Here is a 23,500-nt window from a genome sequence, read left to right as displayed (position 1 = left end):
ACTACCCAAGCACTGGTCGCACTAGCCCGCAAGCTTGCCCGGGTGGTATTTGCTCTGTTGAAAAACCAGAGCGAATACTCACCTAAAGCGGTTTAGGGGCTAGGCATGAACCATAGAATCTCCCACAGGGGACCGCGTTTCTCCAGATGGAATACAGTCACCTGTGTGCGGGCTTGCTCGCGAAGAACGATAACGCGGTCTATCTAGTCGGCACTGCGCGGCAATTGCAACGTCACCCGCAACCCACCCTCACGCAAATTCTGCAACGTCACCTCACCGCCATGGCTATGGGCGATGTTGCGCGCAATCCCCAAGCCCAATCCGTAACCCTGCTGCTGCCCCGCCAAGCGGAAGTGCGGCTCGAACACCTGCTCCAGGCGCTGCTGCGGCACGCCCGGCCCTTCATCGTCGACGTGCAGGACAAACGCATGCTCGTCGTCATCGATGTGCAGATGCGCGTTCTGTCCGTACTTCAACGCGTTGTCGATCAGGTTGCCGATGCAACGCTTGAGCGCCAACGGTTTGCCCGGATACGCCGCCAGCGCTCGTCCGTTCTGGGTCACGCGGCCATTGCCGTTCGGTGCCAGATACGGCTCCACCAGACAATCGAGCACATGATTGAGATCCACCGGTTCGATGTTCTCGTGGATGTCGGTGTCTTTCACGCATTGCAATGCGCCTTTGACCAGCAACTCCAGCTCGTCGAGATCGCGACCGAACTTGGCTTGCAACTGTTCGTCTTCCAGCAACTCGACGCGCAAGCGCAGGCGGGTGATCGGTGTGCGCAGGTCATGGGAAATCGCGCTGAACAACTGGCTGCGTTCGGTCAGATAACGGCTGATGCGCTCGCGCATGGCGTTGAACGCACGGCCCACCTCGACCACTTCACTGCCGCCGCCCTCGGCCACCGGTTCGACATCGGCGCCCAGCGACATCTCCCGCGCGGCCCGCGCCAGGCGCTTGAGCGGTCGGCTTTGCCAATGCACCAGCAAACCGATGAACAACAGCAGAAAACCGCTGGTGAGGACGATGAACCACACTTGCTGCGAGGGCAGGCCTTGCTCTTCAAGACTGGTGTAGGGCTCGGGCAACAAGGAGGCGATATACAGCCATTCGCCCGGCGCCATTTGAATCTGGGTGACCAGCACGGGCGGATTGACCGGCTCCAGCGTCAGCGCGTAATGCGCCCAGGAGCGCGGCAACTCATCGAGTTTGAGCCCCGCGTTGAAAATCCGCAGATCCTCGGGGCTGACGAAACTCACGGAAATGTCGGTGTCCTGTCCCAGCGATTGACGCAGCACTTCATCCACGGTTTTCATCACGGCGGCTTTACGCGGCGTGACCGGCAACACGTCCATGCCCAGCGGTTTGTCGTTGAGCGTCACGACAAAACGGGTGCCGCCCATGCTGCGCAACTGGTCGAGCACCAGCGGCCGATACGCCACCGGCAGCGAACGGAAATAACTGACGCTGGCCGTCATCGAATGCGCCAGGCTGCGGGCGCTGGTGACCAAGCCTTCCAGTTGCGTGGCACGCAGTTGCGATACCCAGATCACACTCGACAACGTCTGGGCGAACAGCATCGCCAGAAGCGTCAGCAACAACATCCGCCCCAACAGCGAACGCGGCACCGGCGCTCTGGCTGCGAGCTTGCGCAGGGACTCAGTGACCATTGCCGGCAACCACATTGGCTGCCAATTGGTAGCCGCTGCCGCGCACCGTGCGGATCAGTCGCGGCGGTTTTTCCGTATCGCGCAGGCGCTGGCGCAAACGGCTGACCGCCATGTCGACGATACGATCGAGGGGCATCAGATCACGGCCACGGGTGGCGTTGCCGATGGTGTCGCGGTCGAGGATTTCCTGCGGGTGATCGAGGAACAGTTTGAGCAAGGCGAAATCGGCGCCGGAGAGAATCACTTCCTCACCGTCGGTGTGGAACAGCCGATGGCTGACCATGTCCAGCCGCCATTCATCGAAGGCCAGCACTTCACTGCCGCTGCGCTCCTGACCGAATTGCGCCCGACGCAGCAAGGCTTTGATCCGTGCTTGCAGCTCACGAGGGCTGAACGGTTTACCAAGGTAATCGTCGGCGCCCAGTTCCAGACCGATCACTCGATCGGCTTCGTCGGAACTGGCGGTGAGCATGATGATCGGCACCTGCGCCTGACGCGGATGCTGACGCACCCAGCGGCACAGGCTGAAACCGTCTTCATCGGGCAGCATGACATCGAGGATCACCAGATCGCTCGGCGCCTCGTTGAGCGCCTGACGAAAACTGGCGCCATCGGCTGTGGCCCGGACCTGAAACCCGGCGCGGGTCAGGTAGGTGTCCAGCAACTCGCGTATCTCCTGGTCGTCATCGACCAACAAAATCGACTTGTTGACTGAGCTCACTTCGAAGGCATCCTTGTTGTTGGAATTGGGGCGGATTATGCCTCAAGCATCGAACGTACAAACACCACAGAACCATTGTGGGAGCAAGCCCGCGCCCACATTTCTGGCCGTGTTTCAGGCCCGAATCGATTGATCGAGGGCCACACCGGCACCGACAAGGCCGGAATACGGCGCTGTCACCAGCCACACCGGAATGCCCTTGAAGTAATCGCTCATGCAACCCTTGTCGGCAAAGCTGTGGGCGAAACCGCTTTGGACAAAGAAATCGGCAAAGCGTGGAATCACGCCGCCAACGATGAATACCCCGCCGCGCGCGCCCGTGGTCAGCACGTTGTTGCCGGCCACACGCCCGAGCCAGCAGCAGAATTGCTCCAGCACTTGCAGGGCAATCGGGTCACCCGCCAATCCTGCAGCGGTGATCGCTTCCGGCGTATCGAGTGTTGGCTCATGCCCATCCACCGCGCAGATCGCCCGGTAAACCCGAGGCAAGCCGCCGCCGCTCAATGCGGTTTCCGCGCTGACGTGGCCGATCTCGTTATGGATGTGCTGCCACAACTGGGTTTCACGCAGGCTGCTCAACGGCAGATCAACGTGACCGCCCTCGCCCGGCAACGCGGCAAAACGACCGTCACCGAGATCGAGCAAGGTGCCGACGCCAAGGCCTGTGCCTGGGCCGATCACCACGGCCGGACGCAACGGCTCCGGCGTGCCTTCGCACACCACGCGGAATTCGCCGGGCTGCAATCGGGTCATGCCCAACGCCATCGCCGAGAAGTCGTTGATCAGCAGCAGTTGCTCGACCTGCAAGGTCTTGCAGAACGCCGTGCGGCTAAGGCGCCAGTGATTATTGGTGAACTTGAATTCATCGCCACTGACAGGGCCGGCCACCGACAGGCACACCGAACCGATCGAACCCGGCGCCAGACCGAGGCCGCTCAGGTACAGGCTGATTGCCTCTTCCGGGCTGGCGTGGTCGGCTGTGGCCAGCACCTGAACCGATGCCAGTTGCTGGTTTTTCCACAACGCAAACCGCGCGTTGGTGCCTCCGATGTCACCGACCAAAGCCAGTTTCAATTAAGCGTCTCCAGGGCAGAAGTGAAGGCGCTGGCGCCCTGCTCCGCCGAGCTGAAGGCCATACGCATGAAGCCGAACAGTTCGCGACCGCTGCCGATGTTGTTGCCCAACAGGCCTTTGGCGGGTTCGCGCGCGGCAAATTCTTCGGCGTCCACTTTGAGTTCCAAAGTACCTTTGACGCCATCGACGCGGATGATATCGCCCTCTTGCACCCGCGCCAAAGCCCCACCGACATAAGCTTCAGGACTGACGTGAATCGCCGCCGGGATTTTCCCCGAGGCGCCGGACATGCGCCCGTCAGTCACCAGCGCGACTTTGAAGCCACGATCCTGCAGCACGCCAAGGAACGGCGTCATCTTGTGCAGTTCCGGCATGCCGTTGGAACGCGGCCCCTGGAAGCGCATCACCGCGACAAAATCCTTCTCCAGCAAACCGGCCTTGAACGCGTCGGCCAGGTCCTGCTGATCCTGGAACACCATGGCCGGTGCTTCGACGATCTGGTTTTCCAGCGCCACGGCGGACACCTTCATCACGCCGCGTCCGAGGTTGCCTTCCATCACCCGCAGACCACCCTCCGAGGAGAAGGCACGGGCCACTGGACGCAGAATATTTTCGTCGAGGCTTTCGATCGGGCCTTCGCGCCAGACCAGTTCGCCGTTATCAAGGAACGGCTCTTTGGTGTACTGGCTCAAGCCATGGCCGAGCACGGTATTGACGTCTTCGTGCAGCAGCCCGGCTTCGAGCAGTTCACGGATCAGGAACGACATGCCGCCCGCCGCCTGGAAGTGGTTGATGTCGGCTTTGCCGTTCGGATAGACGTGGCTGAGGGTTGGCACGACTTCGGAGAGGTCGGCCATGTCTTGCCAGGTCAATTGAATGCCCGCCGCCATGGCGATGGCCGGCATGTGCAGGGTGTGGTTGGTCGAACCGCCGGTGGCGTGCAGGGCGACGATCGAGTTGACCAGCGACTTCTCGTCGACGATTTCGCCGATCGGCATGAAGTTGCCGTTCTGCTTGGTCAGACGCGTGACTTGATGCGCCGCTTCGCGGGTCAGCGCATCACGCAGCGGTGTGTTCGGGTTGACGAAGGAGGCGCCTGGCAGGTGCAGGCCCATGACTTCCATCAGCAACTGATTGGTGTTGGCCGTGCCGTAGAAGGTGCAGGTGCCCGGGCTGTGGTAGGACTTCATCTCCGATTCCAGCAGCTCTTCGCGGGTCGCCTTGCCTTCGGCGTACTTCTGCCGGACGTCGGCTTTTTCCTTGTTGGATATGCCCGAGACCATCGGCCCGCCCGGCACAAAGATTGTCGGCAGATGACCGAAACGCAGCGAGCCCATCATCAGGCCCGGCACGATCTTGTCGCAGATGCCGAGCATCAGCGCGCCGTCGAACATGTTGTGCGACAACGCCACCGCCGTGGACATGGCGATCACTTCGCGGCTCGGCAGGCTCAACTCCATGCCCGGCTCGCCTTGGGTCACGCCGTCGCACATCGCCGGAGTACCGCCGGCAAACTGGCCGACCGAGCCGATTTCGCGCAGGGCATTTTTGATTTGTTCCGGAAATACTTCGTACGGCTGATGCGCCGAGAGCATGTCGTTATATGAAGAAACAATGGCGATATTCGCCGAGTTCATCATCCGCAGGCTGTGCTTGTCTTCGCTGCCGCACCCGGCCACGCCGTGGGCGAAGTTGGCGCATTGCAGCTTGCCGCGCATCGGCCCGTCAGTCGCGGCGCCGTGAATCAGTGCAAGGTAAGCCTGACGCGTGGCGCGGCTGCGGGCGATAAGCCGTTCGGTGACCTCAAGGACGCGGGGATGCATGTGTAGAACTCCAGGCTAACGGATGTGGCGACCTGATTGTCTATGCTGATCAAACACCGTTGTTGTTGGAATGACAGACGGTGTTTTTGATCATTCGGACCAGTTGATTCAGGTCACTCGTTGTAGATAAAACAAAATATTGCCACTAAAAAGGCTTGTTTTCTATTTTTATGCGAATAATCTTGTAATTCCAACAACAAAACGACGGCGGCGCTGTTTCATGACTCTTCGAATCGCAATCAATGGTTTTGGCCGCATCGGCCGTAATGTCCTGCGCGCACTGTATACCCAAGGCTACCGACAGGATTTGCAGATCGTCGCCATCAACGATCTGGGCGACAGCTCGATCAACGCGCATCTGCTCAAATACGACACCGTTCATGGCACGTTCGACGCCGAAGTGGCGCATGACAACGAAAGCCTGACCGTCAACGGCGACCGCATTGCCGTCAGTGCCATTCGCAACCCGGCCGAACTGCCATGGGCGGCGGAAAAAATTGACGTGGTGTTCGAATGCACCGGGCTCTTTACCGACCGTGCCAAAGCCGCCGCGCATATTACTGCCGGCGCGCGCAAAGTCATCATCTCGGCCCCGGCCAAAGGCGCCGACGCCACCGTGGTCTATGGTGTGAACCACGACATTCTGCGCCAGTCGCACCAGATCATCTCCAACGCTTCGTGCACCACCAACTGCCTGGCGCCTGTGGCGCAGGTGTTGCACCGCGAGCTGGGGATCGAAAGCGGCCTGATGACTACCATTCATGCCTACACCAACGATCAGAACCTGACCGACGTCTACCACACCGACCCGTACCGCGCGCGCTCGGCCACGCAGAACATGATCCCGAGCAAAACCGGCGCCGCTGAAGCGGTGGGCCTGGTGCTGCCGGAACTGGCCGGCAAACTGACCGGCATGGCCGTGCGTGTACCGGTGATCAATGTGTCGCTGGTGGACCTGACCGTGCAGTTGAAGAAAGAAGCCAGCGCCGAGGAAGTCAACGCGCTGCTCAAGGCTGCCAGCCAGCATTCGAAAATTCTCGGCTACAACACCTTGCCGCTGGTTTCCAGCGACTTCAACCACAACCCGCTGTCGTCGATCTTCGACGCCAACCACACCAAATCCAGCGGCAAACTGCTGAAGGTGCTGGCCTGGTATGACAACGAGTGGGGCTTCTCCAACCGCATGCTGGATAACTGCCTGGCGTTGTGCAACGCGGAGTAAGCCGCACTCCCCATGTGGGAGCGGGCTTGCTCGCGAAAGCGGTGGTTCAATCGATCGATGAGTCACCTGACACGACGCCTTCGCAAGCAAGCCCGCTCCCGCAGGTTGGCGATTTCAATCTGAAATCAAGGCTTGACCATTTGACTGGATGATAAGCATTATCATTCGCCTCAAATGGATCAGGTCCTCCCGTGAGTCAATCGCGCTTCAACCATGTCTTCCTCACCCAGCGCACTTCGTTGCTGCGCACGCTGGAACGGATGGTCAACAATCACAGCACCGCTGAAGACCTGTTGCAGGAAACCTACCTGCGCGTGACGCGGGCGCTGAGCGAACGGGCCATCGACCACCTCGAACCCTTTGTCTTCCAGACCGCGCGCAATCTGGCGCTGGATCATTTGCGTGCGCGCAAGATCCATTCGCGCACCATGGTCGATGACGTGCCGCAGGACGTCGTGCACAGCATCGCCGCCCCTGCCAGCAGCGCCGAAGACGCCGCCCACGCCGAACAATTGCTCGAACGCTTGAACGTGAGTCTCAGTCAATTGAGCCCCCGTCAGCAGCAGATTTTCATCCTCAGCCGTCTGCACGGGCACAGCTATCAGGAAATCGCCGACGAACTGAAGGTGTCGCTCAGCACCGTGCAAAAAGAATTGAAACTGATCATGACCATTTGCATCGGTGTCGCCGAACGCTTGAATGGCGACTGAGGCTGTAGGCTCTTTCCGTAAGCGCCAGGTTCGACTGCACTGAGCTTTGTGCTTTGTTACCCTTGCCCGACTTTTACGCTTCACTAAAAAAACAGCCGTGCGCAGACACTGCCGAGGAAACACCGTGACGGACACCCACCGCTCGCCTTCGCCGGAATCGGCGCGGGACGCTGCAAACGCAATGGACCAGGCACTGGACTGGCTCATCGTGCTCGGCAGCCCGGACGAGGAACAGACCCGGCAATTTCATGCCTGGCTGGCGGCCGATCCGTTGAATGCCGAGGCGTTCGCCAAAGCCCAGGCGATCTGGGATGGCCCGCAGATCGCTCAGTGCGCGCAAACCCTGGCGGCGGCGCCTGCGAAAGTCAGCGTCCTCAGCCGTCTGCGTCCACACTGGAAACCACTGGCCACCGCTGCGGTATTGCTGCTCGGTCTGTTCAGTTTCAGCAATGTGCCCCTGCGCATCCAGGCCGATCACCTGACCGTGGTCGGCGAGCGTCAGCGTCTGCAACTGGAGGACGGCTCGAAAGTCCTGCTCAACACCAATTCGGCATTCTCCAGCACCATCAACGATCAACAGCGCGTCGCGCGGTTGTTCCAGGGCGAGGCGTTTTTCGAGGTTGCCGGCAGCCGCAAGCAACCGCTGGAAATCGACGCAGGCCCGGTCAAGGCCAGCGTGCATGACACCGCCTTCGCCGTGCGTTACCTGGACGGCGTAGCGCAGGTCAACGTGCAACGCGGCGATGTCGATTTGCGCGCTACGCATAACGATGCCCGGGTGCGTTTGTCTGCCGGTGAAAGTATTCGCATCGGCCCCAACGGATTCGACCGCCCGGCCAAACTTGATGCATCGACCGATCTGGCCTGGGTGCAAGGCCGACTGGTGTTCGAGAACTGTCCGCTGAATCAGGTGCTGGCCGAACTGCGCCGCTACTATCCGGGCTGGATCATCAACACCAACGAGCAGTTGGCTGATGTCGCCGTGACTGGCAATTACCGCCTCGACCAGCCACTGGACGTGGTGCGTTCCCTCGCTCACATCACCTCGGCGCGCCTGCAGGAATTCCCGGCGCTGGTGATCCTGAACTAAATGAGAATTATTTTTACTCGATAGCCAAAGCGCGTTCGTCTCGTTATAGCCAATGCAATTGATTCGCATCTTCGGACGCCAATCAGCACCTATAAAGATTCGTGCGACACGGAGCGCTATCGATGTCCTCTCGCCTTACCCGCCAGACTGCTTCCCCTTCCCGCGTGTTGTCGCTGCTGACCGCTGCCATCCTCATGGCCGGCACCGCACCGCTCATGGCTGCCACCGAGCAACCGACACGCAACATGGGTGATTACTCGTTCTCGATTGGCCAGCAACCGCTGGTGTCGGCACTGAATGCCTTCACCGCCGTCACGGGTTGGCAAGTCGGCCTGCCGGCAGAATTGGCTCAGGGCGTGTCGTCGCCGGGCGTGCGTGGCTCGCTGTCACCGGAAAAAGCCCTGGAGCGCCTGTTGGTGGGGACCAACCTGAGCGTTCGCACGTTGAGCAACAACAACGTCGTGCTGGAGATGCGCCGTACCAGCGGCGCACTGAATCTGGATCAAGTGACCATCAGCGCCACCCGTCAGGAACAATCGGTCAAGAGCGTGCCGGCCACCGTCAGTGTGCACACCCGTGAAGAACTGGATCACAACAACGTCAACACCCTCAAGGATCTGGTGCGCTATGAGCCGGGCGTCTCCGTCGGCGGCGCCGGCCAGCGTGGCGGCATCAGCGGTTACAACATCCGCGGCATCGATGGCGACCGCATCCTGACTCAGGTTGACGGTGTCGAAGTACCGGACGGGTTCTTCAACGGCCCGTACGCCAAGACCCAACGCAACTACGTCGACCCGGAAATCGTCAAACGCGTCGAGATCCTCCGTGGCCCGGCCTCGGTGCTGTACGGCAGCAACGCCATCGGCGGCGCGGTCAGCTATTACACCCTCGATGCGGACGACATCATCAAGCCTGGCAAAGACGTCGGCGCCCGCCTTAAAACCGGTTACAGCTCGGCCGATGAGAGCTGGTTGAAGTCCGCCACCGTCGCCGGCCGCGCCGATCAGTTCGACGGTTTGCTGCATTACAGCCAGCGGGACGGCCATCAAACCGATGCCTACGGCAGCAACCACGGCACAGGCCTTGAGCGCACCGCCGCCAACCCGGAAGACGTCAAGGCGAGCAACGTACTGGCCAAGATCGGCTGGAACTACAACGAAGATTCGCGCTTGGGCCTGACCTACGAAAAGTACAAGGACGACCGCGACACCGATCAGAAAAGCGCCTACGGCGGCCCGTACTTCAATGGCGCCCCGACCATCCCCGACAGCCTGCTGCCCGGCGGCATGTACCAGTGGCGCACCGGCAACGACACGATCACTCGCGAGCGTTTCGGCATCGAACACAGCTTCGCCCTCGACAGCCTGCTGGTCGACAACGTGAAGTGGAGCCTGAACCACCAGATCGCCAAGACTGACCAGCGCACCGAAGAGTATTACTACCCGATGACCCGCAAAGTGCTGCGTACTCGCGACACGATCTACGAGGAAAAGCAGTGGGTGTTCGATGCGCAACTGGACAAGGCTTTCGCCCTCGGTGAGACCGATCACGTCCTGACCTACGGCACCACCCTCAAGCAACAGAAAGTCACCGGCTCACGCAGCGGCGACGGCAAGTGCCTGGCCGTGGGGCGTGGCTGCAGCGCAATCGGCGCGACCAGTGCCGCTGACGTACTGAAGAAGGCCAGCGACTTCCCGGACCCGACCATCAACACCTACAGCGTGTTTGCTCAGGATCAGATCAGCTGGAACGACTGGACCTTCCTGCCGGGCCTGCGCTACGACTACACCGAGCTCAAGCCGCACATCACCGAGCAATTCCTCAATACCGTAAACGCCGATCGCCAGGGGACGGTCAGCGACAAGAACAAGACCTGGCATAAGGTCTCGCCCAAATTCGGCCTGACCTACGCCTTTAACGAGCACTACACCTGGTACGGTCAGTACGCCGAGGGCTTGCGCACACCCACCGCGAAAGCGCTGTACGGTCGCTTCGAGAACAACACCACCGGTTACACCGTGGCGCCGAATCCGGGCCTTGAGCCGGAAAAAAGCAAAAGCTATGAAACCGGTCTGCGCGGCAATTTCGAATCCGGCTCGTTCGACGTGGCGGTGTTCTACAACAAGTACCGCGACTTCATTAATGAAGACGCGGTCAAGCCGGGCGACGACGCGTTGACCTTCCAGAGCAACAACATCAAGCACGCGACCATCAAGGGGGCGGAAGTCAAAGGCCGTCTGAACCTGGACTCGTTTGGCGCCCCACAAGGCCTGTACACCCAAGGCTCGATTGCCTATGCCTATGGTCGCAACAACGACAACGGCGAACCGCTCAACAGCGTCAACCCGCTGACCGGCGTGTTCGGCCTGGGTTACGACCAGGACCACTACGGCGGCCTGCTGAGCTGGACCGTGGTGAAGAAAAAGGATCGTGTCGACGACAGCAACTTCAAATCGCCGGATGGCGTCAGCAGCCAGTTCAAGTCGCCGGGCTTCGGCATTCTGGATCTGACCGGGTTCTACAAAGTCACCAACGACGTCACCGTCAGCGGCGGCATTTACAACCTGACCGACAAGAAATACTGGCTGTGGGATGACGTGCGCGGTTACGACAGCGTCGGCGAAGCCTCGGTAACGCAACCGGCCAACCTTGATCGACTGACCCAACCGGGCCGCAACTTCGCGATCAATCTGATCTGGGACATCTGACCCGGCCGACCTCACGGCGCGTGTACACGCACCGCGCCGTGAGTTTTTTTTACGCGCCAGCGCTGGCCCGTTCGTCTCGTTATCAAGCGCCTCTTCTATCAAGGACAACTCATGACCCCTTCGGGAAAAGCCCTGCGTTCGCAACGCCTGAACCAGATCACTCACGCACCGCACACCAAGCTCGACGCGCTGGTCAAAGCCCACGCACCGTTCGAAACCCGCGCCAACTTCGCCCGTTTTGTCGTTGCGCAGTACCTGTTCCAGTCGGAACTGGTTGAGCTGTACAACGATGCCGAACTGACCGCGATCATGGCTGACTTGCCGGCTCGGTGCCGCGCCGAAGCGGCCAAGGCTGACCTGGCGGATCTGCACACCGACGTGCCGGCCCCAGTGGCCGGCGCGCTGAAAAATCCGAGCAAGGCCCGCGCCCTGGGCTGGCTCTTCGTCTGCGAAGGTTCCAAACTCGGCGCGGCGTTTTTGATCAAACGCGCCGAGGCGCTGCAATTGAGCGAAACCTTTGGTGCCCGTCACTTGGGTGAACCGCAAGGTGGACGCGCCGAAGGCTGGAAGCGTTTCGTCAAAACCCTCGACTCATTGGTGTTCACCGCAGAGCAAGAGGCCGACGTGGAGCAAGGCGCAATCGACGCCTTTAACCGCTTCACCGTGCTGCTGGAACGGGCTTATGCGACTGAAGCAGAAATGGCCTGACACTTCCCCTCTGGGAGTTGCATAAGCCTGTAAGATCCCGATCCAGCTTCATAAACCACGCGCTGAGCCCATGCCGCCACCCGCCTCCTCCAAACTCGCCCGCCTGCTGTTCGGCCTCTTGGCCTATGTCAGCCTCGGCATCGGCCTGATCGCCATCGTCGTGCCCGGCCTGCCGACCACCGAGTTCATCCTGCTCGCGGCCTGGGCGGCGACCCGCAGTTCGCCGCGCCTGAGCGCCTGGCTGGAGAACCATCGGCTGTTCGGACCGATCCTGAGCAATTGGCGCAACGGCAAGATCATTGCGCGCAAGGCCAAGGTCAGCGCCACGATCAGCATGCTGCTGTGTGCGACGTTGATGCTGGTGCTGCTCGATCACGGCTGGCCGGTCTATCTGGCCATTGCCGGGATGAGCCTGGGCAACCTGTGGATCTGGTCGCGACCGGAAACCACCCCGTCACCACGCTGAAACTTCCCTGTAATCAAGCCTTTTTTCGGCACATTCTCCTGCGCAAACGTTTAACGATGACCGTTCGTCGACACTGCCCTCATGCGCCCCCGCCTCGCGCCGATGTGCATTGAAAGGCGCTGAATGGATTTGGCGATCAGGGTCACTCCCGCCGTGGCCAACCGCTCATTCATTCGCGAGAACGCCCATGTTCGACTCTCTTTCCATTCGCCTGAAAATCGTCCTGCTCTCTGGTTTGTGCCTGCTCGGTGTGGTCGCGCTGATCGTCGGCATGAACATTTACCAGACCAACCAGAACGACAAACTGCTCAGCCACTCCAGCAGCAAGATGCTCACCGCCAGCGTGGAGAACCTGCTGCAAGCCAAAGCCGCCGAGCAAGCGGTGCGTGTGCAGAAAACCTTCGGCGAAAGCCTGACCGTGATCACGGCGCTGGCCGACCAGATCAAGGACATGCGCGTGATGGCCGCCAAGCGTTCGCTGGAGGCTGGCGCGCTGCGTGAAGAGTTGAACCAGAGCCTGAAAACGGCCTTCGAGCGCAACGACAAAGTGCTCGGCATCTGGCTGGCATTCGAACCCAACGCGCTGGACGGCAAGGACGGCGAGTTTGCCAATGACGCCGCCCGTCAATCCAACGAAGCCGGACGGTTTGCCAGTTACTGGAGCCGCGCCGCCGGCTCGGCGCTGAACACGGTCATGGTCGAAGAAGACATGACCAAAACCACGTTGAGTGTCAGCGGTACGCCGTACAACAGTTGGTACACCTGCCCCCGCGACAACAAGCGCACCTGCCTGCTCGACCCTTATGCCGACACTGTCGGCGGCAAGGAAATGCTCATGACGACCATTTCCGTGCCCTTGATCGTCGACGGCAAAGCCATCGGCGTGGTCGGTGTCGACATCGCCCTCAACGCCCTGCAGGCCGCCGCAGTGGACTCCCAGCGTGACTTGTTCAACAACGCCGGGCACATACTGATTGTCTCGGGCAGCGGTGTGCTGGGGGCCGACAGTGCCGACGCCACCAAGGTCGGCAAGACGATCATCGACACCCTCGGTGCCGATGGCAAAGACGTGCTGCAACTGATCGGCAGCGGCACACCGAAGATTCTCGAACAGGGCGGCCTGATCCGTGCGGTGTATCCGGTCGATCCGATCGGCAACTCCCGGGCCTGGGGCGTGGTCATTGATCTGCCCAAACAAGTGTTGCTGGCCGACGCGGTCAAGCTGCAAGCAGTGCTGGATGAGGCGCACACAACCGGCATGATCACGGCGCTGTTGGTGGCCGTTGTGGCCGGCGTGATCGGCCTGCTGCTGATCTGGCTCACCGCTTCGGGCGTCACCCGCCCTATCAACAGCGTCGCCCAGATGCTGAAAAACATTGCCAGCGGCGAAGGCGATCTGACTCAACGTCTGGACTACACCAAGAAGGATGAACTGGGCGAGCTGGTGAACTGGTTCAACCGTTTCCTCGACAAACTGCAACCGACCATCGCCCAGATCAAGCAGAGCATCACCGAAGCCCGTGGCACCGCTGATCAGTCCTCGGAAATTGCCCGCCAGACCAGTGAAGGCATGCAGGTGCAGTTCCGCGAAATCGACCAGGTCGCCACCGCGTCCAACGAAATGAGCGCCACCGCCCACGATGTTGCCAACAGTGCCTCGAACGCGGCCAATGCGGCGAAAGGAGCCGACCAGTCGGCGAAGGACGGTATGTCGATCATCGAACGCAGCACCCGCGATATCAGCCAACTGGCCGACGAAGTCAGCAAAGCGGTGACCGAAGTCGAGGAGTTGGCGGTCAACAGCGAGCAGATCGGCTCGGTGCTGGAAGTGATCCGCAGCATCGCCGAACAGACCAACCTGCTAGCCCTCAACGCTGCCATCGAAGCGGCCCGCGCCGGTGAGAGCGGTCGCGGCTTTGCGGTGGTGGCAGACGAGGTGCGCAACCTGGCCAAACGTACCCAGGACTCGGTGGAAGAAATTCGCGTGGTCATCGAACGCATCCAGACCGGCACCCGTGGCGTGGTCGCGACCATGCATTCAAGCCAGACCCAGGCGCACAACAACGCCGGGCAGATTCGTCAGGCTGTGGATGCGCTGGGCAAGATCAGCGATGCGGTGACCGTGATCAGCGACATGAACCTGCAAATCGCCAGCGCCGCCGAACAGCAAAGCGCCGTGGCCGAAGAGGTCAATCGCAACGTTTCGGCGATCCGTACGGTGACTGAAACCTTGACCGAGCAAGCCACTGAATCGGCGGCAATCAGCAGCCAGCTCAATGCCCTGGCCAGCCAGCAGATGAAGTTGATGGATCAGTTCCGCGTCTGAACATCGCCACGGCCACCTGTGGGAACGGGCTTGCCCGCTCCCACAGGGTCAGCGTTCATCCGTCAGCACTTTCATCTGACCAGACAACGTTTTGCACTATCATCGCCCTCTCGCTCCGGAGGGCCTTCGATGACTGATTTACTCACGTCCATTCAAGCCGCACTCGGCCTGCCGCACACGCCGATTGCCTTCACCGCCAGTGGCGCCCTGCCCTCGGCGTTCGCCGTGACCGACCTGGCCTGCGCCAGCATTGCCGTTGCCGGGCAGGCCATCAGCCAATTGCTCAATCAACAGACGGGCCGTTTGCCGGCCGTTGAAGTCGACCGCCGGTTAGCCTCGTTCTGGTTCGCCACCTCGCTGCGCCCGATTGGCTGGCAAGTGCCGCCGCTGTGGGACCCCATCGCCGGTGACTATGCCACCCGGGACGGCTGGATTCGCCTGCACACCAACGCCCCGCATCATCGTGCTGCCGCTGAGAGCGTGCTGGGTATCTGTGCCGATCGTGCAGCGATGGCCGCAAAAGTCGCGCAATGGAACAGCCAGGATCTGGAGCAAGCAGTCGTTGACGCCAAGGGCTGTGCCGCGCAGATGCGCAACTGGGCGCAGTGGCAACAGCATCCGCAAGGGTTGGCGGTGAATGCCGAGCCGCTCGTCCATTTCATCTGCGATCAGCACCCATGCGGCAAAACCTGGCAGGGCTCGGTGGCGCAACCGTTGGCCGGGATCAAGGTTCTGGACCTGACCCGCGTACTCGCCGGCCCGACCGCCAGCCGGTTCCTCGCCGGTCTCGGCGCCGACGTGCTGCGTATTGATCCACCGACCTGGAACGAACCCGGGGTTGTGCCGGAGGTGACGCTCGGCAAGCGCTGCGCCCGCCTGGATTTGCAGGTGCCGGCGGATCGCGCGGTGTTCGAGACGTTATTGCAGGACGCCGACATTCTGCTGCACGGCTACCGCGCCGATGCGTTGGAGAACCTTGGGTTTGGCGTTGAGCGGCGGCGGCAACTGGCGCCGGGGCTGATCGACGTCGGCCTCAATGCCTATGGCTGGAGCGGCCCGTGGCACAACCGCCGCGGCTTTGACAGCCTGGTGCAAATGAGCAGCGGCATCGCCGAGGCGGGACAGCGCTGGCAGCACGCAGACAAACCGACGCCTTTACCGGTGCAGGCGCTGGATCACGCGACCGGTTATCTGATGGCGGCGAGTACGATCACCTTGCTCAGCGAACGGTTGCGCAGTGGTCGCGCAGGATCGGCACGGTTGTCGCTGGCGCGTACGGCGAAGCTGTTGATCGAGCATGGACGGGGCACCGATGAAGCGCTACGCGCCGAAGATGATCAGGATAAGGGCCTGCTCGTGGAACAGACCCCGTGGGGGCCGGCGCATCGCGTGCAAGTGCCGGTGAAGATCAGCGGCACACCGCTGCAGTGGGCGTTGCCGGCCACCGAACTGGGTTCGCATCAAGCGCAGTGGCGATGAACTTTCGGGCCCCTTCGCGAGCAAGCCCGCGCCCACATTTGACCGAGTTTCTTCTGACGGAACGCGATTGAGTGTGTGTGCGGGCTTGCTCGAGAAGACGGCCGCACCGACACCTGCGATTCAGGGTCAATCTATGCGGCTCGTCAGCCTCACAACGACAGCACCCCGCTGTACAAACCGTAAGCCGCCAGCCCCGCGCCAATGATCACGCAGGTGAAAATCCCCTTCTCGACAGGGGTGAACAGCGGCTCGCCCTGTTCATGCTTGGCCTTGGCAAACAGGATCACCCCCGGCGCATACAACAGCGCCGACAGCAGCAGATATTTCACCCCGCCGGCGTACAACAACCACACCGCATAACACAGGGCGATGCCACCGATCAGCAGGTCCTTGGTGCGCTCGGCCGAGGCGTGTTCGTAGGTTTCGCCGCGTCCGCTCAACAGCACGGCGTAGGCGGCCGACCACAGGTACGGCACCAGAATCATCGACGACGCCAGATAAATCAGACGGGTGTAGGTGCCGGCCGAAAACAGCGTGATCAACAGGAAAATCTGGATCATCACGTTGGTCAGCCACAACGCATTGACCGGTACATGGTTGGCGTTTTCCTTTTTCAGGAACGCCGGCATGGTCTTGTCCCGGGCCGTGGCGAAAAGAATTTCGGCACAGAGCAACGCCCACGACAGCAATGCGCCCAGCAACGAGACCGCCAGGCCAATGCTGATCAGCAACGCGCCCCACGGCCCGACGATGTGTTCCAGCACCGCCGCCAGTGACGGGTTCTGCAGGGTCGCCAGTTCCGGCTGGCTCATGATCCCCAGCGACAACACGTTGACCAGCACCAGCAGCGCCAGCACACCGATGAAACCGATCACCGTGGCACGGCCAACGTCGCTGCGTTTCTGCGCCCGCGCCGAGTACACGCTGGCGCCCTCGATGCCGATGAACACGAACACCGTCACCAGCATCATGTTGCGTACCTGATCCATCACCCCGCCGAAACTCGGATTGCTGTGGCCCCAGATATCACGGGTGAAGATGTCAGCCTTGAACGCCAGGGCGGCGATGACGATGAACAGGATCAGCGGCACAATCTTGGCCACCGTGGTCACCTGATTGATGAACGTCGCCTCCTTGATCCCGCGCAGCACCAGAAAATGCACGCCCCACAGCAGCACCGACGCGCAGCCGATAGCGATGGGCGTGTTGCCCTGGCCGAACACCGGAAAGAAGTAGCCGAGGGTGCTGAACAGCAGAACGAAATAACCGACGTTGCCCAGCCACGCGCTGATCCAGTAACCCCACGCCGAGGAAAACCCCATGTAGTCGCCAAATCCGGCCTTGGCATAGGCATAAACGCCTGAGTCCAGTTCGGGCTTGCGATTGGCCAGGGTCTGGAACACGAACGCCAGGGTCAACATGCCGATCGCGGTGATCCCCCAGCCGATCAGAATCGCCCCGGCATCGGCGTGCGCCGCCATGTTCTGCGGCAGGGAAAAAATTCCCCCGCCAATCATCGAACCCACCACCAGGGCGATCAACGCCCCCAGTTGCAGCTTTTGCGTCGGTTGCGACATTTCAATCTTCCTTTTTCCCGGATCGACGGTGGCCGCTCACTCATCACATAGTCGCTATTTAACTAAACGGGTAAAGCGCAATTACGTTTATTGAATAACACCGATTAGCGCCTTTTATAGAAAACGGCCGTGCACTTTCTACGCGCTGATCCGGATTATTCGATTCTGTACTGAAAACAGATGCTGAAATTTGCCAAACCCTGAAAAAGAACTAGCGTCATAGCTCCAAAGAAACAAGGACAATTCTCAATCATATTGATCGAAAGCCTCTGGAACGGGACTTTCCGGCGAAAGCTTTATGCCATCAGTCATTTCATAAGTCATTCATTAACAATGAAATGTGACCTTCAACTGATCCACGTCAGCAGTTTGAACAGATAACAGAACTACGCTGTGATCTCTTCTCTCCTGCAATGGAGTCATGCAATGTCTGAAACTCCCGGAAAACTACGATTAGGCGCATTGGTTGCCTTGGTAGTCGGATCAATGATCGGTGGCGGGATATTCTCTTTGCCACAAAACATGGCCGCCAGTGCCGACGTCGGTGCGGTGCTGATCGGTTGGGCCATTACCGCTGTCGGCATGCTCACCCTCGCTTTTGTTTTCCAAACCCTCGCCAATCGCAAGCCTGACCTGGACGGCGGCGTGTACGCCTACGCCAAGGCCGGATTCGGCGATTACATGGGGTTCTCGTCGGCCTGGGGTTACTGGATCAGCGCTTGGCTGGGTAACGTCGGCTACTTTGTTTTGCTGTTCAGCACGCTCGGTTACTTTTTTCCGGTGTTTGGCGAGGGCAATACCGTCGCCGCGGTGATCGGCGCGTCCGTGCTGCTGTGGGCGGTGCACTTTCTGGTGCTGCGCGGGATCAAGGAAGCGGCGTTCATCAACCTGGTGACCACCGTCGCCAAGGTGGTGCCACTGCTGCTGTTTGTATTGATCGCCGTCTTCGCGTTCAAACTGGACATCTTCACTGCTGACATTTGGGGCGTGAAAAACCCTGATCTGGGCAGCGTGATGAACCAGGTGCGCAACATGATGCTGGTCACCGTGTGGGTGTTCATCGGCATCGAAGGCGCGAGCATCTTCTCGGCGCGGGCGGAAAAACGTTCCGACGTCGGTAAGGCCACCGTGATCGGCTTCATCACCGTGCTGCTGTTTCTGGTGCTGGTGAACGTGCTGTCGCTGGGCATCATGACTCAGCCGGAACTGGCCAAACTGCAGAACCCGTCGATGGCCGCCGTGCTTGAACATGTGGTCGGTCACTGGGGTGCAGTGCTGATCAGCGTCGGCCTGATCATCTCGCTGCTGGGGGCGCTGCTGTCGTGGGTGCTGCTGTGCGCAGAGATCATGTTCGCCGCCGCCAAAGACCACACCATGCCGGCGTTCCTGCGCAAGGAGAACGCCAACCACGTCCCGGTCAACGCCTTGTGGCTGACCAACGCGATGGTGCAGGTTTTCCTGATCATCACCCTGTTCTCGGCCAGCACTTACCTGTCGCTGATCTACCTCGCCACGTCGATGATTCTGGTGCCCTACCTGTGGTCGGCGGCGTATGCCCTGCTGCTGGCGGTGCGCGGCGAAACCTACCAAGGCTTCGCCGCTGAACGGCGCAAGGATCTGATCATCGGCGCGATCGCCGTGATCTATGCGGTCTGGCTGCTGTATGCCGGCGGGATCAAGTACCTGCTGCTCTCGGCCCTGCTCTACGCCCCCGGCGCGATCCTGTTCGCCAAGGCCAAACTGGAACTCAAACAAGTTGTTTTCACGAACGTCGAGAAGCTGATTTTCGCCTCGGTGGTCGTCGGTGCCCTGGTGGCAGCCTACGGCCTGTATGACGGCTTCCTGACTCTGTAGCACCTGATTGATTTGTTATCTGGAGGATCACTGAAATGACCACGGAAAAAGTTAAGTACGGCGTCCATTCCGAAGCCGGCAAACTGCGCAAAGTCATGGTTTGCTCCCCAGGTCTGGCCCATCAGCGGCTGACCCCGAACAACTGCGATGAACTGCTGTTCGACGACGTGCTGTGGGTCGCCCAGGCCAAACGCGACCACTTCGACTTCGTCACCAAGATGCGTGAACGCGAGATCGACGTGCTGGAAATGCACAACCTGCTGACCGATATCGTCGCCATCCCTGAGGCACTGGACTGGATTCTCGACCGCAAGGTCACCGCCGATTCGGTGGGCCTGGGCCTGATCAGCGAAGTGAAGTCCTGGCTGCACAGCCTCGAACCACGGCACATTGCCCAATACCTGATCGGCGGCGTCTCCGCTGATGACCTGCCGGACAGCTTCGGTGGCAAGACCATTCAGATGTTCCGCGACTTCCTCGGCCACTCCAGCTTCATTCTGCCGCCGCTGCCCAACACCCAGTTCACCCGCGACACCACATGCTGGATCTACGGTGGCGTGACGCTGAACCCGATGTACTGGCCGGCGCGTCGTCAGGAAACCCTGCTGGCCACCGCCATCTACAAATTCCACCCGCAATTCACCAACGCCGATTTCGAGATCTGGTACGGCGACCCGGACAAGGATCACGGCAGCGCGACCCTTGAAGGCGGCGACGTCATGCCGATCGGCAACGGTGTCGTTCTGATCGGCATGGGCGAGCGTTCTTCTCGCCAGGCCATCGGCCAACTGGCGCTGAACCTGTTCAAGAACAAAGCCGTGGAGAAAGTCATCGTGGCCGGCCTGCCGAAGTCCCGCGCAGCGATGCACCTGGACACCGTGTTCAGCTTCTGCGACCGCGACCTGGTGACGATATTCCCGGAAGTGGTCAACCAGATCGTGGCGTTCACTCTGCGACCTGACGAAAGCAAACAGGGCGGCATCGATATCCGCCGCGAAGAATCGAGCTTCCTCGACACCGTGGCCAAAGCCCTCAACCTCAAAGCGCTACGTGTGGTGGAAACCGGCGGCAACAGCTTTGCCGCCGAACGCGAGCAATGGGATGACGGCAACAACGTGGTAGCCGTGGAGCCGGGCGTGGTCATCGGCTATGACCGCAACACCTACACCAACACCCTGCTGCGCAAGGCGGGCGTTGAGGTCATCACCATCAGTGCCGGGGAACTGGGCCGTGGTCGTGGCGGCGGCCACTGCATGACCTGCCCGATCATCCGCGACCCGATCGACTATTAATTTTTTGACTAATGACGACCCGACGCTGTGAACGCGTAGCGAGCGCAGGAAAGACAAGGCGAAGGCGCACAGCCTGCAGTCGCTTTCCCAGTGTCGGGCAAGGAGATCCATCATGGCTTTTAATATGCGCAACCGCAGCTTGCTGAGTTTGATGCACCACACCACTCGCGAGATCAACTACCTGATCGACCTGTCCCGCGACCTCAAACGGGCCAAGTACACCGGCACCGAGCGTCCACACCTGCAAGGCAAGAACATCGCGCTGATCTTCGAAAAAACCTCGACCCGCACCCGCTGCGCATTCGAAGTCGCGGCCCACGACCAGGGTGCCCACGTCACCTACATCGATCCGGTGTCGTCGCAGATCGGCCACAAAGAAAGCATGAAAGACACCGCCCGCGTTCTCGGCCGGATGTTCGACGCCATCGAATACCGTGGCTTTGAGCAGGAAATCGTCGAAGAGCTGGCCAAGTTTGCCGGTGTGCCGGTGTTCAATGGTTTGACCGCCGAATTCCACCCGACGCAAATGATCGCCGACGCGCTGACCATGCGTGAACACAGCGACAAGCCAATGCACGAGATCAGCTACGCCTACCTCGGCGACGCTCGCTACAACATGGGCAACTCGCTGTTGATGATCGGCGCCAAGCTCGGCATGGACGTGCGCATCGCCGCGCCGAAAGCGCTGTGGCCGCACGCTGACTTCATCGCCCAGTGCATGGCGTTCGCCGAAGAAAGCGGCGCACGCATCACCATCACCGAAGACCCGAAAGAAGCGGTCAAGGGCGTCGACTTCATCCACACCGACATCTGGGTGTCGATGGGTGAGCCGGTGGACGCCTGGGACGAGCGCATCGAGCAACTGCTGCCGTACCAGGTCAACCCCCAAATGATGAAAGCCTCCGGCAACCCGCGCGTGAAATTCATGCACTGCCTGCCGGCGTTTCACAACAGCGAAACCAAGGTCGGTAAAGACATCGCCGCGCGCTATCCGCACCTGGCCAATGGCGTTGAAGTGACCGAAGACGTCTTCGAATCCCCGGCCAACATCGCCTTCGAGCAAGCGGAAAACCGCATGCACACCATCAAGGCGATTCTGGTGTCGACGCTGGCTGATCTCTAAGACCCGGCCCGCTCTCACTGAAGAAACCGGCTGTAAATGTGGGAGCGGGCTTGCTCGCGAATGGGCGATATCAGGCGACATTGATGGAGCCTGACACACCGCCTTCGAGAGCAAGCCCCCTCCCACAAGGGCCCGGTTCCGACAGCAAGATCGAGTCGTTTGCCATTCCTCTGTCTGAGAAGGACTGCACCATGCGTATCGTCGTAGCGTTGGGCGGTAACGCCCTGCTTCGCCGTGGCGAGCCGATGACCGCTGACAATCAGCGCGCCAACATCCGCGTCGCCGCCGAACAAATCGCCAGGATCCATCCCGGAAATCAATTGGTCATCGCCCACGGCAATGGCCCACAAGTCGGCCTGCTGTCGTTGCAAGCGGCGGCCTATACCTCCGTCAGCCCGTACCCGCTGGACGTGCTCGGTGCCGAAACCGAAGGCATGATCGGCTACATCATCGAACAGGAACTCGGCAATCTGCTGGACTTCGAAGTGCCGTTCGCCACCCTGCTGACCCAAGTCGAAGTCGACGCCAACGACCCGGCGTTCCAGAACCCGAGCAAACCCATCGGCCCGGTTTACGACAAGGCTGAAGCGGAAAAACTCGCCGCTGAAAAAGGCTGGGCGATTGCGCCGGACGGCGATAAATACCGCCGTGTAGTGGCCAGTCCTCGGCCCAAACGCATCTTCGAGATCCGCCCGATCAAGTGGCTGCTGGAAAAGGGCAGCATCGTGATTTGCGCCGGTGGTGGCGGCATCCCGACCCTCTATGACGAACACCGCAAACTCAAGGGCATCGAGGCGGTGATCGACAAGGATCTATGCTCCTCGCTGTTGGCCGAACAACTGGACGCGGATTTGCTGGTGATCGCCACCGACGTCAACGCCACGTTCATCGACTTCGGCAAACCCAGCCAGAAAGCCATCGCCCAAGCGCATCCGGACGAACTGGAGCGCCTGGGCTTTGCCGCCGGCTCCATGGGGCCCAAGGTACAGGCAGCCTGCGAATTCGCCCGCCATACTGGCAAGGTCGCCGTGATCGGCTCGCTGGCGGACATCGAAGCGATTGTCCAGGGCAATGCGGGTACGCGAGTCAGTACAGCGAAACCCGGTATCACTTATCGATAATCAGAAACTCCGGGGGCAGGCGTAAGGTCTGCCCTTCTCCCATGCCTTGAAAGGAGAGATCCATGGCCCAGTTTGTACCCGGTCATCTGCACATCGAACGGCACGCGCTGAACAAGGACGATGTCAGCTACGACCTGTGCCTTGACTACGAAGTGTTCACCGATCCCAAAGAGGGCAAAGGAATGCAGTTCACAATGCACGGCAGCATTCAGGGCAAGGACATGAAAGAGACGTTCTTCCTGCCCAAGGATCAGGCTTACAACTTCGCCAGAGACATGACCAGAATTGCCGAGAAGTACGGGATTCCCAAGACGCATGCCAGCATTGGCTCGGTGCACAAGCACTACGACGCGATGTTTGAAGATGTACGGGCGCAGTTGAATATGAAATCCGGGGACCCGGTGAAGCCCGAACACCTCGAATAACCCGGCGTTCCTGTGGGAGAGGGCTCGCTCGCGACGACGTCGTGTCCGGCGATATCAATGTGGCTGAGCCACGGCATTCGCGAGCAGGCCCGCTCCCACAGGGCAACC

Annotated in this window: 18 protein-coding genes and 1 pseudogene; 14 read left to right on the top strand and 5 right to left on the bottom strand. The window is 60.5% G+C overall.

Going from position 1 to position 23,500, the window contains the following annotated elements:
• Positions 1 to 203: 203 nt before the first annotated feature.
• The 4 genes from AACY50_RS12030 to edd form a co-directional block, all read right to left on the bottom strand.
• Complete coding sequence (locus AACY50_RS12030) at positions 204 to 1,673, bottom strand: ATP-binding protein (protein WP_339538603.1); 1,470 nt, start codon at positions 1,671 to 1,673, stop codon at positions 204 to 206.
• Positions 1,663 to 2,394: a response regulator gene (locus AACY50_RS12025; protein ID WP_221730715.1), complete on the bottom strand. Its 732-nt coding sequence runs from the start codon at positions 2,392 to 2,394 to the stop codon at positions 1,663 to 1,665. Before AACY50_RS12025 ends, AACY50_RS12030 begins: the two co-directional genes overlap by 11 nt.
• A 114-nt stretch (positions 2,395 to 2,508) precedes the next feature.
• Complete coding sequence (locus AACY50_RS12020; RefSeq protein ID WP_339430950.1) at positions 2,509 to 3,468, bottom strand: glucokinase; 960 nt, start codon at positions 3,466 to 3,468, stop codon at positions 2,509 to 2,511.
• Positions 3,465 to 5,291, bottom strand: coding sequence for a phosphogluconate dehydratase (gene edd, locus AACY50_RS12015; RefSeq protein ID WP_339430951.1), 1,827 nt, complete (start codon positions 5,289 to 5,291; stop codon positions 3,465 to 3,467). The genes AACY50_RS12020 and edd overlap by 4 nt, the downstream gene beginning before the upstream one ends.
• Before the next feature lie 220 nt (positions 5,292 to 5,511).
• Here edd and gap point away from each other — a divergent pair, with 220 nt between their 5' ends.
• From gap to AACY50_RS11975, 9 genes and pseudogenes are all read left to right on the top strand, one after another.
• Positions 5,512 to 6,513 carry a type I glyceraldehyde-3-phosphate dehydrogenase gene (gap, locus tag AACY50_RS12010; RefSeq protein ID WP_339430952.1) on the top strand — a complete coding sequence of 334 codons (1,002 nt, stop codon included), beginning with the start codon at positions 5,512 to 5,514 and terminating at the stop codon, positions 6,511 to 6,513.
• 191 nt (positions 6,514 to 6,704) lie between these two features.
• Positions 6,705 to 7,223: an RNA polymerase sigma factor gene (locus tag AACY50_RS12005; RefSeq protein WP_339430953.1), complete on the top strand. Its 519-nt coding sequence runs from the start codon at positions 6,705 to 6,707 to the stop codon at positions 7,221 to 7,223.
• 124 nt (positions 7,224 to 7,347) lie between these two features.
• Positions 7,348 to 8,313 carry a FecR family protein gene (locus tag AACY50_RS12000; RefSeq protein ID WP_339430954.1) on the top strand — a complete coding sequence of 322 codons (966 nt, stop codon included), beginning with the start codon at positions 7,348 to 7,350 and terminating at the stop codon, positions 8,311 to 8,313.
• A 122-nt stretch (positions 8,314 to 8,435) separates the two neighbouring features.
• Positions 8,436 to 11,021 (top strand): TonB-dependent receptor, encoded by a 2,586-nt coding sequence (locus AACY50_RS11995; RefSeq protein WP_339538602.1) that lies wholly within the window; start codon positions 8,436 to 8,438, stop codon positions 11,019 to 11,021.
• Between the two features lie 111 nt (positions 11,022 to 11,132).
• Entirely contained in the window at positions 11,133 to 11,729 is a 597-nt protein-coding gene (locus AACY50_RS11990; RefSeq protein ID WP_339495395.1) for a biliverdin-producing heme oxygenase, read from the top strand.
• 70 nt (positions 11,730 to 11,799) lie between these two features.
• Entirely contained in the window at positions 11,800 to 12,195 is a 396-nt protein-coding gene (locus AACY50_RS11985; protein ID WP_339430957.1) for a YbaN family protein, read from the top strand.
• Positions 12,196 to 12,382: 187 nt separating this feature from the next.
• Positions 12,383 to 13,663 (top strand): annotated as a pseudogene (locus AACY50_RS28775) (PDC sensor domain-containing protein); the annotation flags it as partial.
• A 102-nt stretch (positions 13,664 to 13,765) separates the two neighbouring features.
• Positions 13,766 to 14,521, top strand: a complete 756-nt coding sequence (locus AACY50_RS28770) for a methyl-accepting chemotaxis protein (RefSeq protein WP_401159821.1) — start codon at positions 13,766 to 13,768, stop codon at positions 14,519 to 14,521.
• Positions 14,522 to 14,650: 129 nt separating this feature from the next.
• Positions 14,651 to 16,000, top strand: a complete 1,350-nt coding sequence (locus AACY50_RS11975) for a CoA transferase (protein ID WP_339430959.1) — start codon at positions 14,651 to 14,653, stop codon at positions 15,998 to 16,000.
• A gap of 149 nt (positions 16,001 to 16,149) precedes the next feature.
• On the opposite strand, the gene arcD (AACY50_RS11970) is transcribed toward AACY50_RS11975, so the two are convergent.
• On the bottom strand, positions 16,150 to 17,577 hold the full coding sequence (gene arcD, locus AACY50_RS11970) for an arginine-ornithine antiporter (RefSeq protein WP_339430960.1): 1,428 nt from the start codon (positions 17,575 to 17,577) through the stop codon (positions 16,150 to 16,152).
• 426 nt (positions 17,578 to 18,003) lie between these two features.
• Here arcD (AACY50_RS11970) and arcD (AACY50_RS11965) point away from each other — a divergent pair, with 426 nt between their 5' ends.
• From arcD (AACY50_RS11965) to AACY50_RS11945, 5 genes are all read left to right on the top strand, one after another.
• Positions 18,004 to 19,431, top strand: a complete 1,428-nt coding sequence (gene arcD / locus AACY50_RS11965) for an arginine-ornithine antiporter (RefSeq protein WP_339430961.1) — start codon at positions 18,004 to 18,006, stop codon at positions 19,429 to 19,431.
• 35 nt (positions 19,432 to 19,466) lie between these two features.
• Positions 19,467 to 20,723 carry an arginine deiminase gene (gene arcA / locus AACY50_RS11960; protein ID WP_339465252.1) on the top strand — a complete coding sequence of 419 codons (1,257 nt, stop codon included), beginning with the start codon at positions 19,467 to 19,469 and terminating at the stop codon, positions 20,721 to 20,723.
• Between the two features lie 112 nt (positions 20,724 to 20,835).
• Positions 20,836 to 21,846, top strand: coding sequence for an ornithine carbamoyltransferase (locus AACY50_RS11955; RefSeq protein WP_339430963.1), 1,011 nt, complete (start codon positions 20,836 to 20,838; stop codon positions 21,844 to 21,846).
• Between the two features lie 191 nt (positions 21,847 to 22,037).
• Positions 22,038 to 22,967, top strand: a complete 930-nt coding sequence (gene arcC / locus AACY50_RS11950) for a carbamate kinase (protein WP_339430964.1) — start codon at positions 22,038 to 22,040, stop codon at positions 22,965 to 22,967.
• 62 nt (positions 22,968 to 23,029) lie between these two features.
• Positions 23,030 to 23,392: a DUF5064 family protein gene (locus tag AACY50_RS11945; RefSeq protein WP_339430965.1), complete on the top strand. Its 363-nt coding sequence runs from the start codon at positions 23,030 to 23,032 to the stop codon at positions 23,390 to 23,392.
• Positions 23,393 to 23,500 lie beyond the last annotated feature (108 nt).

This window comes from Pseudomonas sp. RA_15y_Pfl2_54 (genome assembly GCF_963971015.1).
GTDB lineage: Bacteria > Pseudomonadota > Gammaproteobacteria > Pseudomonadales > Pseudomonadaceae > Aquipseudomonas > Aquipseudomonas baetica_A.
This window is presented reverse-complemented; position numbering and strand designations above follow the sequence as displayed.

Coding starts and splice junctions, on each gene's coding strand:
- AACY50_RS28770 (WP_401159821.1), top strand. CDS start 13,766: ATGCAGGTGCAGTTCCGCGAAATCGACCAGGTCGCCACCGCGTCCAAC.
- AACY50_RS11955 (WP_339430963.1), top strand. CDS start 20,836: ATGGCTTTTAATATGCGCAACCGCAGCTTGCTGAGTTTGATGCACCAC.
- AACY50_RS12030 (WP_339538603.1), bottom strand. CDS start 1,673: ATGGTCACTGAGTCCCTGCGCAAGCTCGCAGCCAGAGCGCCGGTGCCG.
- arcD (WP_339430960.1), bottom strand. CDS start 17,577: ATGTCGCAACCGACGCAAAAGCTGCAACTGGGGGCGTTGATCGCCCTG.
- AACY50_RS11995 (WP_339538602.1), top strand. CDS start 8,436: ATGTCCTCTCGCCTTACCCGCCAGACTGCTTCCCCTTCCCGCGTGTTG.
- arcA (WP_339465252.1), top strand. CDS start 19,467: ATGACCACGGAAAAAGTTAAGTACGGCGTCCATTCCGAAGCCGGCAAA.
- edd (WP_339430951.1), bottom strand. CDS start 5,291: ATGCATCCCCGCGTCCTTGAGGTCACCGAACGGCTTATCGCCCGCAGC.
- AACY50_RS11990 (WP_339495395.1), top strand. CDS start 11,133: ATGACCCCTTCGGGAAAAGCCCTGCGTTCGCAACGCCTGAACCAGATC.
- AACY50_RS11975 (WP_339430959.1), top strand. CDS start 14,651: ATGACTGATTTACTCACGTCCATTCAAGCCGCACTCGGCCTGCCGCAC.
- AACY50_RS11985 (WP_339430957.1), top strand. CDS start 11,800: ATGCCGCCACCCGCCTCCTCCAAACTCGCCCGCCTGCTGTTCGGCCTC.
- arcC (WP_339430964.1), top strand. CDS start 22,038: ATGCGTATCGTCGTAGCGTTGGGCGGTAACGCCCTGCTTCGCCGTGGC.
- AACY50_RS11945 (WP_339430965.1), top strand. CDS start 23,030: ATGGCCCAGTTTGTACCCGGTCATCTGCACATCGAACGGCACGCGCTG.
- arcD (WP_339430961.1), top strand. CDS start 18,004: ATGTCTGAAACTCCCGGAAAACTACGATTAGGCGCATTGGTTGCCTTG.
- gap (WP_339430952.1), top strand. CDS start 5,512: ATGACTCTTCGAATCGCAATCAATGGTTTTGGCCGCATCGGCCGTAAT.